At 74.4% G+C, this 14,175-nt stretch carries 13 protein-coding genes; 5 read left to right on the forward strand and 8 right to left on the reverse strand.

The window, feature by feature from the left end:
- The first annotated feature begins 59 nt into the window (after window positions 1–59).
- From NCI01_RS16470 to NCI01_RS16490, 5 genes are all read left to right on the forward strand, one after another.
- Window positions 60–1,739, forward strand: a complete 1,680-nt coding sequence (locus tag NCI01_RS16470) for an ABC-F family ATP-binding cassette domain-containing protein (protein WP_254182574.1) — start codon at window positions 60–62, stop codon at window positions 1,737–1,739.
- Window positions 1,736–2,764 (forward strand): GNAT family N-acetyltransferase, encoded by a 1,029-nt coding sequence (locus NCI01_RS16475; protein ID WP_254182575.1) that lies wholly within the window; start codon window positions 1,736–1,738, stop codon window positions 2,762–2,764. Before NCI01_RS16470 ends, NCI01_RS16475 begins: the two co-directional genes overlap by 4 nt.
- Window positions 2,765–2,855: 91 nt before the next feature.
- On the forward strand, window positions 2,856–3,878 hold the full coding sequence (locus NCI01_RS16480; RefSeq protein ID WP_254182576.1) for a glycosyltransferase family protein: 1,023 nt from the start codon (window positions 2,856–2,858) through the stop codon (window positions 3,876–3,878).
- A gap of 23 nt (window positions 3,879–3,901) precedes the next feature.
- Window positions 3,902–5,188, forward strand: a complete 1,287-nt coding sequence (locus tag NCI01_RS16485) for a glycosyltransferase (protein WP_254182577.1) — start codon at window positions 3,902–3,904, stop codon at window positions 5,186–5,188.
- Window positions 5,189–5,222: 34 nt separating this feature from the next.
- Window positions 5,223–6,011 (forward strand): LLM class flavin-dependent oxidoreductase, encoded by a 789-nt coding sequence (locus tag NCI01_RS16490; protein WP_254182578.1) that lies wholly within the window; start codon window positions 5,223–5,225, stop codon window positions 6,009–6,011.
- Here the strand turns inward: NCI01_RS16490 and NCI01_RS16495 are convergent.
- The 8 genes from NCI01_RS16495 to NCI01_RS16530 all read right to left on the reverse strand — a co-directional run bounded on the left by NCI01_RS16495 (window position 6,008) and on the right by NCI01_RS16530 (window position 14,054).
- On the reverse strand, window positions 6,008–7,243 hold the full coding sequence (locus tag NCI01_RS16495) for a WD40 repeat domain-containing protein (protein ID WP_254182579.1): 1,236 nt from the start codon (window positions 7,241–7,243) through the stop codon (window positions 6,008–6,010). The two genes, NCI01_RS16490 and NCI01_RS16495, sit on opposite strands and share 4 nt — an antisense overlap.
- A gap of 25 nt (window positions 7,244–7,268) precedes the next feature.
- Complete coding sequence (locus NCI01_RS16500) at window positions 7,269–8,420, reverse strand: acyl-CoA dehydrogenase family protein (protein ID WP_254182580.1); 1,152 nt, start codon at window positions 8,418–8,420, stop codon at window positions 7,269–7,271.
- An 11-nt stretch (window positions 8,421–8,431) separates the two neighbouring features.
- Window positions 8,432–9,571, reverse strand: coding sequence for an acyl-CoA dehydrogenase family protein (locus NCI01_RS16505; RefSeq protein WP_254182581.1), 1,140 nt, complete (start codon window positions 9,569–9,571; stop codon window positions 8,432–8,434).
- A gap of 17 nt (window positions 9,572–9,588) precedes the next feature.
- Entirely contained in the window at window positions 9,589–10,740 is a 1,152-nt protein-coding gene (locus NCI01_RS16510; protein ID WP_254182582.1) for an acyl-CoA dehydrogenase family protein, read from the reverse strand.
- Window positions 10,741–10,877: 137 nt separating this feature from the next.
- Window positions 10,878–12,176, reverse strand: a complete 1,299-nt coding sequence (locus NCI01_RS16515; protein WP_254182583.1) for a S1C family serine protease — start codon at window positions 12,174–12,176, stop codon at window positions 10,878–10,880.
- 88 nt (window positions 12,177–12,264) lie between these two features.
- Window positions 12,265–12,792 carry a GNAT family N-acetyltransferase gene (locus tag NCI01_RS16520; protein WP_254182584.1) on the reverse strand — a complete coding sequence of 176 codons (528 nt, stop codon included), beginning with the start codon at window positions 12,790–12,792 and terminating at the stop codon, window positions 12,265–12,267.
- Window positions 12,793–12,805: 13 nt separating this feature from the next.
- Window positions 12,806–13,312 (reverse strand): SigE family RNA polymerase sigma factor, encoded by a 507-nt coding sequence (locus tag NCI01_RS16525; protein ID WP_254182585.1) that lies wholly within the window; start codon window positions 13,310–13,312, stop codon window positions 12,806–12,808.
- Window positions 13,313–13,343: 31 nt separating this feature from the next.
- Window positions 13,344–14,054, reverse strand: a complete 711-nt coding sequence (locus NCI01_RS16530) for a hypothetical protein (RefSeq protein ID WP_254182586.1) — start codon at window positions 14,052–14,054, stop codon at window positions 13,344–13,346.
- Window positions 14,055–14,175: the final 121 nt, after the last annotated feature.

The following is a 14,175-nucleotide window of genomic DNA, read 5'->3' on the forward strand; positions in this document are numbered from 1 at the left end:
TACGCCCGCGGCGCGATAACCATGCGACGCGGAGGCGGGGGAGGCGCGAGAATCCTCCCGTGGGTCACGTGGATGTCGCCGGAGTGCGCTACGAGCTGCCGGACGGGCGGGTGCTGCTCGACGACGTCAGCTTCCGCGTCGGCGACGGGCAGAAGGTCGCGCTGGTCGGTGCCAACGGCGCGGGCAAGACCACGCTGCTGCGCATCGTCACGGGCGACCTCAAGCCCCATGCCGGCGTCGTCACGCGATCCGGAGGGCTGGGGGTCATGCGCCAGTTCGTCGGCCACGGAGGAGCCGACGAGACGGTCGCCGACCTGCTGCTCTCCGTCGCGCCGGTCGACGTACGCCGCTGGGCCGAGGAGGTGGCCGCGCAGGAGCTGCGGCTCATGGACGACGACAGCGAGCCGGTGCAGATGGCCTACGCCGAGGCGCTGGGGCACTACGGCGACGTCGGCGGCTACGACCTCGAGGTGGTCTGGGACAAGGTCACCACCGCGGCGATGGGGCTGCCCTACGACCGCGCCAAGTACCGCGCGCTCACGACCCTGTCGGGCGGCGAGCAGAAGCGGCTCGTCCTGGAGTACCTGCTGCAGGGCCCCGACCAGGTACTGCTGCTCGACGAGCCGGACAACTACCTCGACGTCCCCGGCAAGATCTGGCTGGAGGAGCGGATCCGTGAGTCGCCCAAGACGATCCTGTTCATCAGCCACGACCGCGAGCTGCTCGCCAACACCGCCACCCGCATCGTGACGGTCGAGCTGGGCAGTGCCGGCAACCTGGTGTGGACCCACCCGGGCGGCTTCGCCAGCTATCACCAGGCCCGCGCCGAGCGCTTCCAGCGCTTCGAGGAGCTGCGTCGCCGCTGGGACGAGGAGTACGCCAAGCTGCGCGCCCAGATGCTGATGTACAAGCAGAAGGCGGCCTACAACTCCGACATGGCCAGCCGCTACCAGGCGGCGCAGACCCGGCTGAAGAAGTTCGAGGAGGCCGGGCCGCCGACCGAGCAGCCGCGCGAGCAGCAGGTGAAGATGCGGCTCAAGGGCGGGCGCACCGGCAAGCGCGCCGTCGTCTGCACCGACCTCGAGCTGACCAACCTGATGAAGCCGTTCGACCTCGAGGTCTGGTACGGCGAGCGGGTGGCGGTGCTCGGCTCCAACGGCTCCGGCAAGTCGCACTTCCTGCGGCTCCTCGCCGCCGGCGGCAGCGATCCTGACATCGAGCACCAGCCCGTCGGCTCCCCTCCGGCGCCGGTGGCGCACACCGGCAGCGCCAAGCTGGGGGCGCGGGTGCGGCCGGGCTGGTTCGTGCAGACCCACGAGCACCCCGAGCTCGTCGGGCGCACCCTGCTGGAGATCCTGCACCGCGGCGACGACCACCGCGACGGGATGGGTCGCGAGGCCGCCAGCCGGGTGCTCGACCGCTACGAGCTGGCGCACGCCGGCGAGCAGAGGTTCGAGTCGCTCAGCGGCGGCCAGCAGGCTCGGTTCCAGATCCTGCTGCTCGAGCTGTCGGGTGCGACCCTGCTGCTCCTCGACGAGCCCACCGACAACCTCGACGTGCAGTCCGCCGAGGCGCTGGAGGCAGGCCTCGAGGCCTTCGACGGCACCGTGCTCGCAGTGACGCACGACCGGTGGTTCGCCCGCGGCTTCGACCGCTTCCTGGTCTACGGCGCCGACGGCGAGGTCTACGAGTCCGACGGCCCGGTCTGGGACGAGGGCCGGGTGTCACGCGCGCGATGAGCCTGGAGATCACACCGGTCGACCCGTCCGACGACGCCGCCTTCGCCGCCTGGCACCACGTCTACGACGTCTCCGCGCGGCACGAGCTGGGCGAGGTGGCGACGCCGTGGCAGCTGGAGGAGCTGCGGGCGACGATGCGGGCTGGCGGGAGCCACAGCTGGTCGGGCGCCTGGTCGGCCGCCGTGGACGGGGAGACGGTCGGGGCCGGCTGGATGCGGACGCCCCTCCTGGACAACCTCGAGCTGGGCGAGCTCGACGTCCACGTCCTCCCCGCGCGCCGGCGCCGGGGCGTCGGCACGGCCCTGCTGGCGCTCCTCGAGGACGAGGCGCGCTCCCGCGGGCGCCGCGTGCTCACCGGCCTCTCGTCGTGGCCCCACGACGCCGGCTCGGACGGCAGGGGCGCGTCGGGCCCGGAGTTCGCCCGGGCACGCGGCTTCGACCTCGCGCTCGCCGAGGTGCAGCGCGAGCTCCGGCTGCCGGTCGACGACGGCCTGCTCGCCGGGCTCGCCGACGACGCGGCCCGCGCGCACGCGGCGTACACGCTGCGCTCGTGGACCGGTCCGGTGCCCGACGACCTGCTGCAGGGCTGGGCCGAGATCACCTCGACGCTGGCGACCGAGGCACCCACCGGCGACCTCGAGCTCGAGCCGGAGGCGGTGAGCACCGAGGCGGTGCGCGAGCGCGAGGAGACGCTCGCCCGGCAGGGCCGGACCAAGCACAACACGGTCGCCCTGTCGGCCACGGGCGAGGTGGTGGCCTACTCCGACCTCGCCACGACGATCCACGAGCCCGGCCGGGCCTACCAGTGGGGCACGCTCGTCCATCGCGCGCACCGCGGGCACCGGCTCGGCGTGGCGGTGAAGGTGGCCAACCTCCGCCTGCTCCAGCGCGAGCGCCCCGACATCACCCGGCTGACGACCTACAACGCCGAGGTCAACAGCCACATGATCGGCGTCAACGAGGCCCTCGGCTTCGTGCCCGTCGCCCGCCTGGGCGACTTCCAGAAGAGGCTGGCCGGGTCCTGAGCGCCCGCTCCTGACCCCCTGTGACGACCCCCACCGTGATCCCCCACCTTCGGGGGAGCACGGGTCTGTCGAAGGTGGTGAGGATGGCGAGGTGCTGCACCCCGCCGACCCACGCCTCGCGATCGACCTCGCGACGCCCCACCACCTGCTGCTCGGCTCCGACACCCACGGCGTGACCCGGTACGCCGGCGAGGTGGCCGCCGCGGCCGGAGCACCGGTGGTCCGCGACGTCCGCGACGTCGAGCCGGGGGCGGCGGTGCACGTGCACCTGACCGACCGGCTGTTCGGACGGGAGCCGGCGGCCGCGGCGGAGGCCGTCGAGCAGCTGGCGCGGCGAGCACGCCTCACGGTGACGTTGCACGACGTCCCGCAGCCGACCGACGGGCCGGGCTTCCCGGGGCGAGCGGCGGCGTACGGCCGGATCGTGCGCGCCAGCCGGGCCTGGGCCACCAACTCCTGGCACGAGCACGCGCTCGTCGACCGCTGGAGCGCGCCCGGCGCCCGGGGCACCGTCATCCCGCTGCCCGTCGAGGGGCCGGCCGTGGTCGAGGTGCCCCGCCCCCGCGCGGCCGAGGGGGTCGCGACGCGACCGGTGGTCGGCGTGTTCGGCTTCGTCTACCCCGGCAAGGGCCACCGCCAGGTGGTCCGCGCGGTCGCCGCCCTGAGACGGGCCGGCATCATGGCGTCCGTGCGCGTGCTGGGCGACGCGGCGCCGGGGCACGTCGACGAGCTGGAGTCGCTGGTGCGCTCCGGTCGGGAGCGCGGCGTGCCGGTGGAGGTCTCCGGGCGGGTGCCGGACGACGACCTCGTCCGCGCCCTGCGCAGCGTGACGGTCGGGGTGACCGCGCATCGCAACGTGTCCGCCTCGGGCAGCCTGAACTCGTGGATCGCCGCGGGCCGGCGTCCCCTCGTGCGCGACGGCGCCTACGCGCGCGAGATGGCCGCGCTGCGCCCCGGCACCCTCAGCCTCTTCGACGACGCCACCCTCGTGCCGCGCCTCGACGCCGCGCTGCGCCGGCCGGCGTCGACCTGGACCGCCCCGGGCGCCGGCCTCGGTCCGGGGCTGGACGAGACCGTCACGGCCTACCGGGCGTGGTGGGCGTCGGTGCGGTGACGGCGCCGCCGTGGGGCTCGAGCGTGCCCGGCAACCGCTGGGACCTCGCGCCCGAGGGAGCGCCCGGGCAGGCGCCTGGCCGCCGCGTGTCCGTCGTGGTCACCCACTTCGAGCAGCAGGCCGAGCTCGACCGCACGCTCGCGGCCCTGCGTCGGCAGACCCGCCGGCCGGACGAGGTCGTGGTGGCCGACGACGGGTCGGCGCGGGCGCCCGCGGTCCCGCCGGGCGTGCGTGTGGTGCGCCAGCACGACGACGGCTTCCGCGCGGCGGCCGCCCGCAACCTCGGCGTGGCGGCGAGCAGCGGTGACCTGTTGGTGCTGCTCGACGCCGACACCGTCCCCGAGCCGCACTTCGTCGAGCGCATGGTCGCCCTCCCCGAGGCCCTCCCCGAGGCCCTCGTCGTGGGTCGGCGCCGGCACGCCGACCTCGCCGGCACCTCGCCGGACCACGCGATCGAGGAGGTCGCGCCACCGTTGGAGCTGCCCGAGCCGGCCTGGCTCCGCGAGGCGTACGACGCCAGCCGCGACCTGCTGGACGCCGACGGCAGCAGCCACCGGTTCGTCATCAGCGCCGTGCTCGCGTGCAGCCGGTGGTGGTGGGACGAGGTCGGCGGCTTCGACGCGACCTTCTCCAGCTATGGGGGAGAGGACTGGGACTTCGCCCACCGGTCGTGGACCGCGGGTGGCCTGCTGGCGCACCGGCGCGACGCCGTCGCCTGGCACGACGGACCGGACGCCGGCGCCCGCACCCGCGACCCGGACGCCCTCCTCGCCGAGACCGTCGCCGTCGCCGACCGCGGCGCCGCCCCCGTCACCGCCTGGCGCGGGCTGCTGCGAGGACCCGCGGACGTGGTGGTGACCTGCGCCCCGCACCTCGCCGACACGGAGCTCCTCGTCACGGTCGACTCGCTGCTCGCGGCGCTCCCGCGCGCCGTCGTACGCCTGTCCGACGCGCACCGCCGGATGGTCGGCCCCGACCCGCGCGTCGTGCCGGCGGACTCGGCGCTGCCGTCCACGGCGCGCGTGCACCTCGAGCTGCGCCGCGGCCTCGTCGGGGACGCCTGGGCGTGGACGTCGCTCCTCGACGGCCTCGACGGGACCACCGGGCGTCGCCCGCTCGCCGACGGCTGCGGCGAGGTGCAGGACCTGCGGCTGCTGCGCCGAGCCGCGCGGTGGGGGCGGCCCGACCTCGCGCCCGAGGGCCCGCCGCTGGCCACCGGCCTGCGTCCGTGGACCTCGGAGGTCACGCTGGCGTCCTGGCTCGGCGGGTGGGCGGCGCATCCGCCTGAGCCCCGGGACCACGGCGGCTGACGGACGCCACGCCCCCGCGTGCTCGAATGGCGCCATGACCACCCGCCGCGGCCTCTTCGTCGCCCCCTTCGACGCGTTGGCAGACCCACGGCTGGTCGGTGACCTCGCCGCCGAGGCCGAGGCCGCCGGGTGGGACGGCTTCTTCGTCTGGGACCACCTGCAGTACGGCGACCGGGTGGCCGCGATCGCGGACCCGTGGACGTGCTGCGCCGCGATCGCCATGCGCACCGAACGGCTGCTGCTCGGCCCCATGGTCACCCCGCTGCCCCGTCGACGGCCCCAGGTCCTGGCCCGTCAGGCCGCGAGCCTGGCCGTCCTGTCGGGCGGGCGCTTCGTGCTCGGCCTGGGGCTGGGGGACGACTGGGTGGGGGAGTTCAGCGCCTTCGGCGACGAGCCGGACCCCCGGGTGCGCGGCCGGATCCTCGACGAGGGGCTCGCCGTGCTCACGGGTCTCCTGGCCGGCGAGACCGTCGACCACGCGGGTGAGCACCAGGTCGCTCGCGGCGCCCGCTTCCTCCCGGCGCCCCCGGTGCCGATCTGGCTGGCCGGACGCTTCGGCAACCGGGCCCCGCTGCGGCGCGCGGCGTCGTACGACGGGTTCTTCGTCATCGGACTGGACGGTCCGGCCGACCTCGACACCGTCGCCACCGACCTCGCCGCACACGAGCCGAGGCCGGGCTTCGACCTGGTCGTCGACCTGCAGCCCGGGCAGGACCCCGCAGCCTGGAGGGACCGGGATGCCTCCTGGGTGCTCACCCGCATCGGTCCCTACGACCTCGACCTCACCGAGGTGCGCCGGGTCGTCGGGGCAGGTCCGGACTAGCGCGCGCGTCGCCGGACCACGGCCCGGACGAGCATCCACGCCAGGAGGCCCGTTGCGACGGCGAGCACTCCCCGGAGCAGCCACGGCCACGGGCCGCGGTCCACGGCGTCGGGATCGACGACCTCGAGGGTCGCGGCGAGCGACGAGGCGAGCTGGAAGCGACCGACGCCGAAGGACGCCAGGTCGGACATCCGCATCAGGGTGCGCGGCTGGGCGCCGTCGAGCGGTACCACGGAGAGCGTCTGCTGGTCGTGCCCGCAGCACGAGTCCGTGCCCTCGACCGCGACCACCGTGAGCACCGCCTCGGGCCCGGCCCAGCCCAGCACGCGCCCCGGCCCGGTGAGGTCGAGCCGCAGGGGATCCGGTACGTCGCCGCCGCGCCCGGTCGCGTCGACGAAGGCCAGCCCGGTCGGGATGCCCGGCGCGTCGACGCCCGGCGGCGCCGCGACCGGCTCCGTCCTCGTGACGGCGAGCAGCCGGCCGTCGGGCGACCAGGCGGCGGGCCCGGCCAGCACCCCGTGGACCTCCAGGTCGCGCTGGCCGCCGTCCTGCAGGTCCACGACGGTGACCGCGCCTGACTGCTCGACCGCGATCTCCGAGCCGTCGGGCGAGAACGCCGCCCCGGTGGACGACCGGTCGAGCCCGAGCACCTGCGCCGCGTCGTCGGGGAGGTCCAGCAGGGCGATGTCGCCGGTGATCCGCCCTCCGGAGTAGGGGTTCGTCGCTTCGTCGGACACCAGGCTCGCCAGCGTCTTGCCGTCCGCGGACCACGCCACCGGCACCACGCTGCGGCCGGCGGGGAGGGCGTGGCGGGTCGTCGCGCCCGTGCGCAGGTCGACGACGACGACGTCAGGACGGTCGACGTCGTGGTCGCCGACCGCCACCCGGGTGCCGTCGGGCGAGAGCAGCATCGGCGCCGGGTCGCCCTGGGTCTCGCCGCCGGCGCGCTCCTCGGCCACGTCGACGCGGCGATAGCTGGCGCCGTCCGCGCCCAGCACGACCGCCTGCGGGAAGTCGAGGAACTCGACGCCGTAGCCGTGCTGCCACAGCGCGACGACAGGTCCGGGCGGCGAGGACGACACCGACCCGGTCAGGTGCGAGTAGCCCGCCATCTCCTCCGGCACCGCGGGCGTCGCCACACTCGTCGGGCCGCCGCCCTGTCCGGTGAGGACGACGACTCCCAGCGCGACGGCAAGGCCGACGGCGGGAGGCACTGCGGCGAGCGGGCGCACGCGCGGAGTCTAGGCGCGCGGCACGTCAGCCGAAGGCGCTGATGCCGGTCTCGGCGCGGCCGATGATGAGCTTCTGGATCTGCGACGTGCCCTCGTAGAGCGTCATCACGCGGGCGTCCCGCAGGTACTTCGCGACCGGGAAGTCGTCGACGTAGCCCGCCCCGCCGTGCACCTGGATCGCGTTGTTCGCGGCCCGCACGGCGGCCTCCGACGCGAAGAGCTTGGCCTTGGAGGCCGCGATGCCGAAGGGCTCGCCGCGGTCGACGAGGTCGGCGCACCGCCAGGCCAGCAGCCGGGCGGCGTCGGCGTCGAGCGAGATGTCGGCGATGAGGTCCTGCACCAGCTGGAACGACGCGATCGGCTTGCCGAACTGCCTGCGCTCCCCGGCGTAGGCCACCGATGCCTCGAGACAGCCCTGCACGATCCCCACGCAGCCCGAGGCGACGGCGAGCCGGCCCTTGTCGAGCGTGCCCATCGCGATCCGGAAGCCGCGGCCGACCTCGCCGAGCCGCGCCGAGTCCGGGACGCGTACGCCGCTGAGGAACAGCTCGGCGGTCGCCTGGCCGCGCAGCCCGAGCTTGTTCCGCACCTCGCGGGCCTCGAAGCCGGGGGTGTCGGTCGGGACGAGGAACGCCGTCACGCCGCGCGGGCCCTCGTCGCTGGTGCGCGCGAAGACGAGGGAGACGTCGGCCCACGTCCCGTTGGTGATGAAGAGCTTCTGGCCGTCGATCACCCAGTCCGACCCGTCGCGGACGGCACGGGAGGTGAGGTTGCCCGCGTCGGAGCCGGTGCCGGGCTCGGTGAGCCCGAAGCAGCCGAGCGCCGTGGCGGACGCGAGGCGGGGAAGCCACTCCTGCTTCTGCTCCTCGGTGCCGTGGTCGAGGATCGACTTGCCCACCAGCCCGCTGCTCACCGACACGATCCCGCGCAGCGCGGAGTCGGCCCGGCCCAGCTCCTCCATGGCCAGGGAGTAGGTGACGTAGTCGCCACCGACCCCGCCGTAGCGCTCGGGGATCGTGAGTCCGAAGAAGCCGAGCTCGGCCATCTTCGGCACGATCGCGAGGTCGACGGACTCCTCGTGGTCCCACCGCATCCGGTGGGGGACGGCTTCCCGCTCGAGGAAGTCGCGGGCGAGGTCGCGGAAGGCCTGCTGCTCCTCGGTGAGGGAGAGGTCCATCAGGGGCCGCCTCAGACCGCTTCGACGAGGTCGTGGTCGGTGACCCGGGCGGAGAGTCGCGCGAGGTGGTGCCCGGCGTTGCCGAGCCACTGCTCGAGGACGGCGAGGTGCGCGGTGCCCACGCCCACGGCGTACTCCGCGGTCATGCCGATGCCTCCGTGGAGCTGGATGGCCTCCTCGCCGATGTGGCGCGCCGCCCGGCCGACCTGGAGCCCGACGCGGTCGGCGGCGTCGGCGACCACCTCGCGGTCGCCGCCCGCGATGGTCATGGTCGCCCAGTCGACGGTGCTGTGGGCCAGCTCCAGCGAGACGTACATGTCGGCGGCGCGGAAGGTGAGCGCCTGGAAGGTGTTGAGCGTGACGCCGAACTGCTTGCGGCTCTTGAGGTAGTCGGTCGTGGCCCGCACCTGGCTCTGCATCACGCCCAAGGCCTGGTTGGCGCCCATGATCCGGGTCAGGTCGCTGATCGTGGCGATGCTCGGGGTGAGGTCACGACCGGGCTCGCCGAGCGGTGTGGCGGCGCTGGCCTCGAAGCGCACGGTCGCCGCGCGGGTCAGGTCGGCCGCGGCGTAGCCGGTGACCGACACCGCGCCGGCGTCCACGACGAACACGCCGGTGCCGCCGCCGTCGGGCAGCGCGGCCGTCACGACGAGGTGGTCGGCGAAGGCGCCGCCCATGACCGGGTCGGCGACGCCGTCGAGGGTCCAGCTCCCGTCCGAGACGGAGGCGCGGACGCCGTCGGCGCCGGCGGACCACCGGCCACCGGGAGAGGTGTCGGCCGCGGCGAGCAGGACCTCACCGGCACTGAGGCGGCCGAGCAGGTCGGCCTTCTGCGCCGGCGTCCCGACCGCGGCGACGAGGCCGCCGGCGTGCACGACGCCGGACAGGTAGGGCTCGGGGGCGAGCACGCGACCCATCTCCTGGCACACGATCCCGATCTCGACGGGACCGGCGCCGACGCCGCCGTCGGCCTCGCTGAAGGGCAGCCCGAGGACGCCCATCTCGGCCAGGCGGCCCCAGAGGGAGCGGTCGAACCCGGGGTCGTCGGCCACCGTGCGGCGCCGCGCCTCGTGGTCGCCGTACGTCGTCGCGAGCAGGCCGCGGACGGCCTCGCGCAGCGCCTGCTGCTCGTCGTCGTAGGTGAAGTCCATGTCGTCTCCCCGTCCCCTCAGAGTCCCAGGATGGTGCGGCTGATGATCTGGCGCTGGATCTCGTTGGACCCGCCGTAGATCGAGGCCTTGCGCAGGTTGAGGTAGGTCGGTGCCGACCGGCGCGCCCAGCCCTCCTGGGGCGAGTCGTCGCCCGCGTGGGCGGCGAGCGACGCGGGCCCGGCGAGGTCGAGCGCGAGCTCGCTGACCGCCTGCTGGAGCTCGGTGCCCCGCAGCTTGAGGACCGAGGAGGCCGGGTGCGGTGCGCCGTCCGAGGAGTGCGCGACCACCCGCAGCGCGGTGAGCTCGAGCGCCAGCAGCGCGGTCTCGAGCTCGGCGACACGGGCCCGGACGAGCGGGTCGTCCATCTGCGCGGCCGCCGACCGCTTGAGCCCGGCGAGGGCACGCTTGGTCGCGCCCACCGGTGCGACGCCGACGCGCTCGTTGCCGAGGAGGAACTTGGCGATGGTCCAGCCGCCGTTGAGCTCGCCGACCAGCAGGTCGCCCGGCACCCGCACGTCGGTGAACCACACCTCGTTGACCTCGTGGCCCCCGTCGATCAGCTCGATCGGCCGCACCTCGACGCCGGGGGTGGTCATGTCGATGAGGAGCATCGAGATGCCGGCCTGCTTCTTCACCTCCGGGTCGGTGCGCACCAGGGTGAAGATCCAGTCGCCGTGCTGGCCCAGCGTGGTCCACGTCTTCTGGCCGTTGACGACCCAGTCGTCGCCGTCGCGGACCGCGGTCGTGCGCAGGCTCGCGAGGTCGGAGCCGGCGTCGGGCTCGGAGAACCCCTGCGACCACCAGATGTCGAGGTTGGCGGTGGCGGGGAGGAAGCGCTCCTTCTGCTCCTGCGTGCCGAAGTGGGCGATAACCGGCCCGATCATGGAGGCGTTGAACGCCAGCGGGATCGGCACGCCCGCGCGCTGCATCTCCTCGTGCCAGAGGTGCCGCTGGAGCTCGGTCCAGTCCTGGCCGCCCCACTCGACCGGCCAGTGCGGCACGGCGAGGCCCTCGGCGTTGAGCGTCCGCTGGGCCTCGACGATCTGGTCCTTGGTGAGGTGCCGGCCCTCGAGGACGGTGTCGCGGATCTCCTGCGGCACCCGGGTGGTGAAGAACTCCCGCATCCTCGTCCGGAACTCCGCGTCGGCGGGGCTGAGCTCGAGCTGCATGTGACTCCTCGGGTCGACGGCTGGCCCCATCATGTCCGTCGCCCGGTAACGGGTCCATGCGCGCACTCCCGCCCCCACCAGTGGGGACGGGAGTGTCGTCGTGGACCCGTTGCCCCGGGCCGGGGTGGGCGAGCGGGTCAGCCCTGGGTGGCGTCGGAGTCGAGGACGAGGTCCGCGCTCTGCTCGTCGCCGCCGCTCGTCCAGGTGACGGTCACCGAGTCGCCGGGGCGGTAGGAGCGGATCGTCGCGACGAGGGAGTCGGCGCCGGTGATCCGCTGGTCGTCGACCTGGGTGATCACGCTGCCCGCCGTGAGACCGGCCTTGTCCGCGGTCGAGCCGGGCGTCACCTCGCTCACCACCGCGCCTGCGGAGTCGCCGGTCCGCGGGTCGCCGACCTGGATGCCGAGGCGGGCGTGCGTCGGGGTCTCGCCGGCCGCCATCTGGTCGACGATCGGCATCACCTCGTCGATGGGGATCGCGAACCCGAGCCCGATCGAGCCGCCCTGCGCCTGGCCGTAGGGCGACTGCGACGCGGCGGTGCGGATCGAGGAGTTGATGCCGACGACCGCACCCGTCATGTCGACGAGCGGGCCACCGGAGTTGCCGGGGTTGATGGCGGCGTCGGTCTGGATCGCGGGGTACGTCGTGGAGTTGCCCTGGTCGTCGGAGCCGACGTTGACCGGACGGTCGAGCGCGCTGACGATGCCGCTGGTGACGGTCGCGTCGAGGCCGAACGGCGAGCCGACGGCGACGACGCCCTCGCCGACGCCGAGGTTGGCGGACTTGCCGATGGTGGCCGGGGTGAGGTCGGAGACCCCCTGGGCCTTGATCACGGCGGTGTCGGTGAGCGGGTCGGTGCCGAGGACCTCGGCCTCGGCGCTGGTGCCGTCGTCGAAGGACACCGTGACGGTGCCTCCCTCGGCTCCCTCGACCACGTGGTTGTTGGTCAGGATGGTGCCGTCGGCGGTGAGGATGATGCCGGAGCCGGACCCGGCTCCCTCGGCGGTGGTGACGTCGATCTTCACGACGCTGGGCAGCACCTTCTGGGCCACCGACTCCACCGACCCGTCGGCCGGCGGCGTGTCCGGCTGCGACGACACCTGCGAGGTCGACACCGGGCTCTCCTGCGACGAGCCGCTGGAGCCGTCCTGGGTCGCGTCCCACCAGGCGGCGCCACCGATGCCGGCCCCTCCGCCGACCAGCAGGGAGGTGGCGACGACGGCGGCGGCTAGTCCGGCCCGTCCCCGCCCGGACCGCCCGCGCGGGGGTGTCTGGGTGGGCTGCTGGGCCGGGAACCCGGGGTGTCCGGGAGGTGCCGCCGGTGCGGGGTGAGGGCCGGCTCCGGTCCACCCGGTGGAGGCCCGCTCGTAGGGGTTGTCCTGGGCCGGCCGGGGGTGGTGCTGGCCGCCGTGCTGGGGGGTCTGTCCGTCGCTCATGTCTACGACGATGCGTCGGGACCCTGTGGATGCGCTGAGAACGCGCTGGGAAGGTGCAGAGACCTCGCCGCGGATCACGGCGCGACCCTCACCGGGGCAGGTCGGGGAGGGCCATCCACTCGGCCCAGCTGAGGTCCCGGCCGACGTAGCGGGGCCGCTCCAGCGGCCACTCCGTGGCGATCCAGCGGGGGACGAGCTCGTCCAGGGCGGCCTCCAGCTCGGTGCCCACGCACTCGTCCACGACCCACCACGAGATCTCGGCGTCGGCGCCCGGCTTCTCCGGCGGGTCGATGTAGACGCACCCCAGCAACGCCGTCTCGTCGGTGTCGAGGAGCGCGTAGTTGAAGGACTCGTGGGTCTCCATCTCCGCCGCGTGGCGGGCGAGGTCGGCGCGGTCGGCCTCGTGGGTCATGTCGGCGGGGGGCCATCCCCAGGCCTCGCCGTAGATGCTCCAGAGCCGCTCGCGCGAGCCCATGACGGCGACCATGTCGAGGTCGGTGTCCTCGGCGCGGATCGGTCGCAGGTGGTGCCCGAAGGGGACCTCGACCCTCGTCGGGTGGCGGAAGTCGGCGGGCAGCCAGGTCGGACGGGCGGGGGTGGTGGACGGGGTCGACATGGGACGTCCTCTCTCAGGGGGTGGTGGTCGTCGGGCTGCTGCCGGGGTGGGCCGCGAGCCGGCGGAGTGCCGCGAGGCCGCGGCTGGTGTTGGACTTGACGGTGCCGGTCGAGCAGCCGAGGACCGCGGCCGTCTCGGCGACGCTCAGCTGCTCGTAGTAGCGCAGGGCGACGGCGGCGCGCTGCTGGGGCGGGAGCGCCAGGACGAGGTCCCAGAGCCGTGCGGCCTGCTCGACCGTCACGTCCTGCCGGGGAGCCGGTGCGGTCTCCGGGACGGTGCCCGCAGCGACCTCGTCGCGCCGCCACGGCTGTCGCTGCCAGCTGACGTACTGGCGGGTGATGGTGCGTCGGACGTAGGCGTCCGCCGCCGCGCCCTCGCGGAGGCCGTCCCACCGGGGGAGCACCCGGACGAGGGAGTCCTGGAGCAGGTCCTCCGCGCTGTGCGGGTCGCCGGCGACGGCGCGGGCCCAGCGGAGCAGGGCGGGCCGCCGCGCGGCGACGTACGACGCGAAGTCGGGCACCGACGCCTCGTCCGGCACGACGGGTGGCACGTCAGGCCCGGCGCACCGAGCGCAGGAGCGCCGCCGAGACGACGACGAGCCAGATCGGGCCGGTCATGCCCGCCATGTACTGCACGGGGCTGACCAGGAACAGCGTGGTCAGGGCGCCGAGCACCAGGCTGGTCCAGCCGACCCAGCGCGGGAACGCGCCCTGCCGGAAGGTCGCGCTCACCATCGCGAGCGCCGTGAGGCCGATGCCTCCCCACAGCCAGGGGATGGTGCCGATCCAGTGCCCGAAGAAGACGACCGTCTCGGGGACGTAGGCGTCCTCGGGCGCAGCGAAGGCGAAGGCGAACTCGGTCGTCAGGCCGGCGCCCATCAGCTGGGCCACGCACACCAGGACGATCCCGATCGCGGCCACGCCGGGGACGATGCTGTCGGGGTGCGTGCGTCGCTGCAGGTGCCGGTGCAGGCCTGCCGCGAACACCACCAGCAGGGCGCACGACACCATGGTCGCGGTGTGGAAGACCAGGACCTGCGGCACGAGGTCGCCCATCGCCGCCGCGATGGCCTCGGCGTCGCCGAAGTTCGCGGGGTCGTAGGCAGCGTCGACCGTGGTGCTGGCGACGACGGAGACGATCCCGGCGAGGCCGGCGCCGAGACCGGCGAGCACCCACCCGCGGCCGGGTGGCCGGGTCGGTGCGCCGGTGCTGGCGTCGCGGTGCGGACCGGACGCGGTGGACGGGTCGAGCGTGGTGCTCATGTGCGGCTCCTCGGATGGCCTCGCGCGGCCTCAGTGACCTCAGGTGGAGGGGCACGGGTGTGTGCCGTGCGACCACCATCGAGGCGTACGACGCCGGCGGGCCACGGACAGCCGCAGGTGT

Source organism: Nocardioides pinisoli (assembly GCF_024199985.1).
In the GTDB taxonomy this organism is placed as follows: domain Bacteria; phylum Actinomycetota; class Actinomycetes; order Propionibacteriales; family Nocardioidaceae; genus Nocardioides; species Nocardioides pinisoli.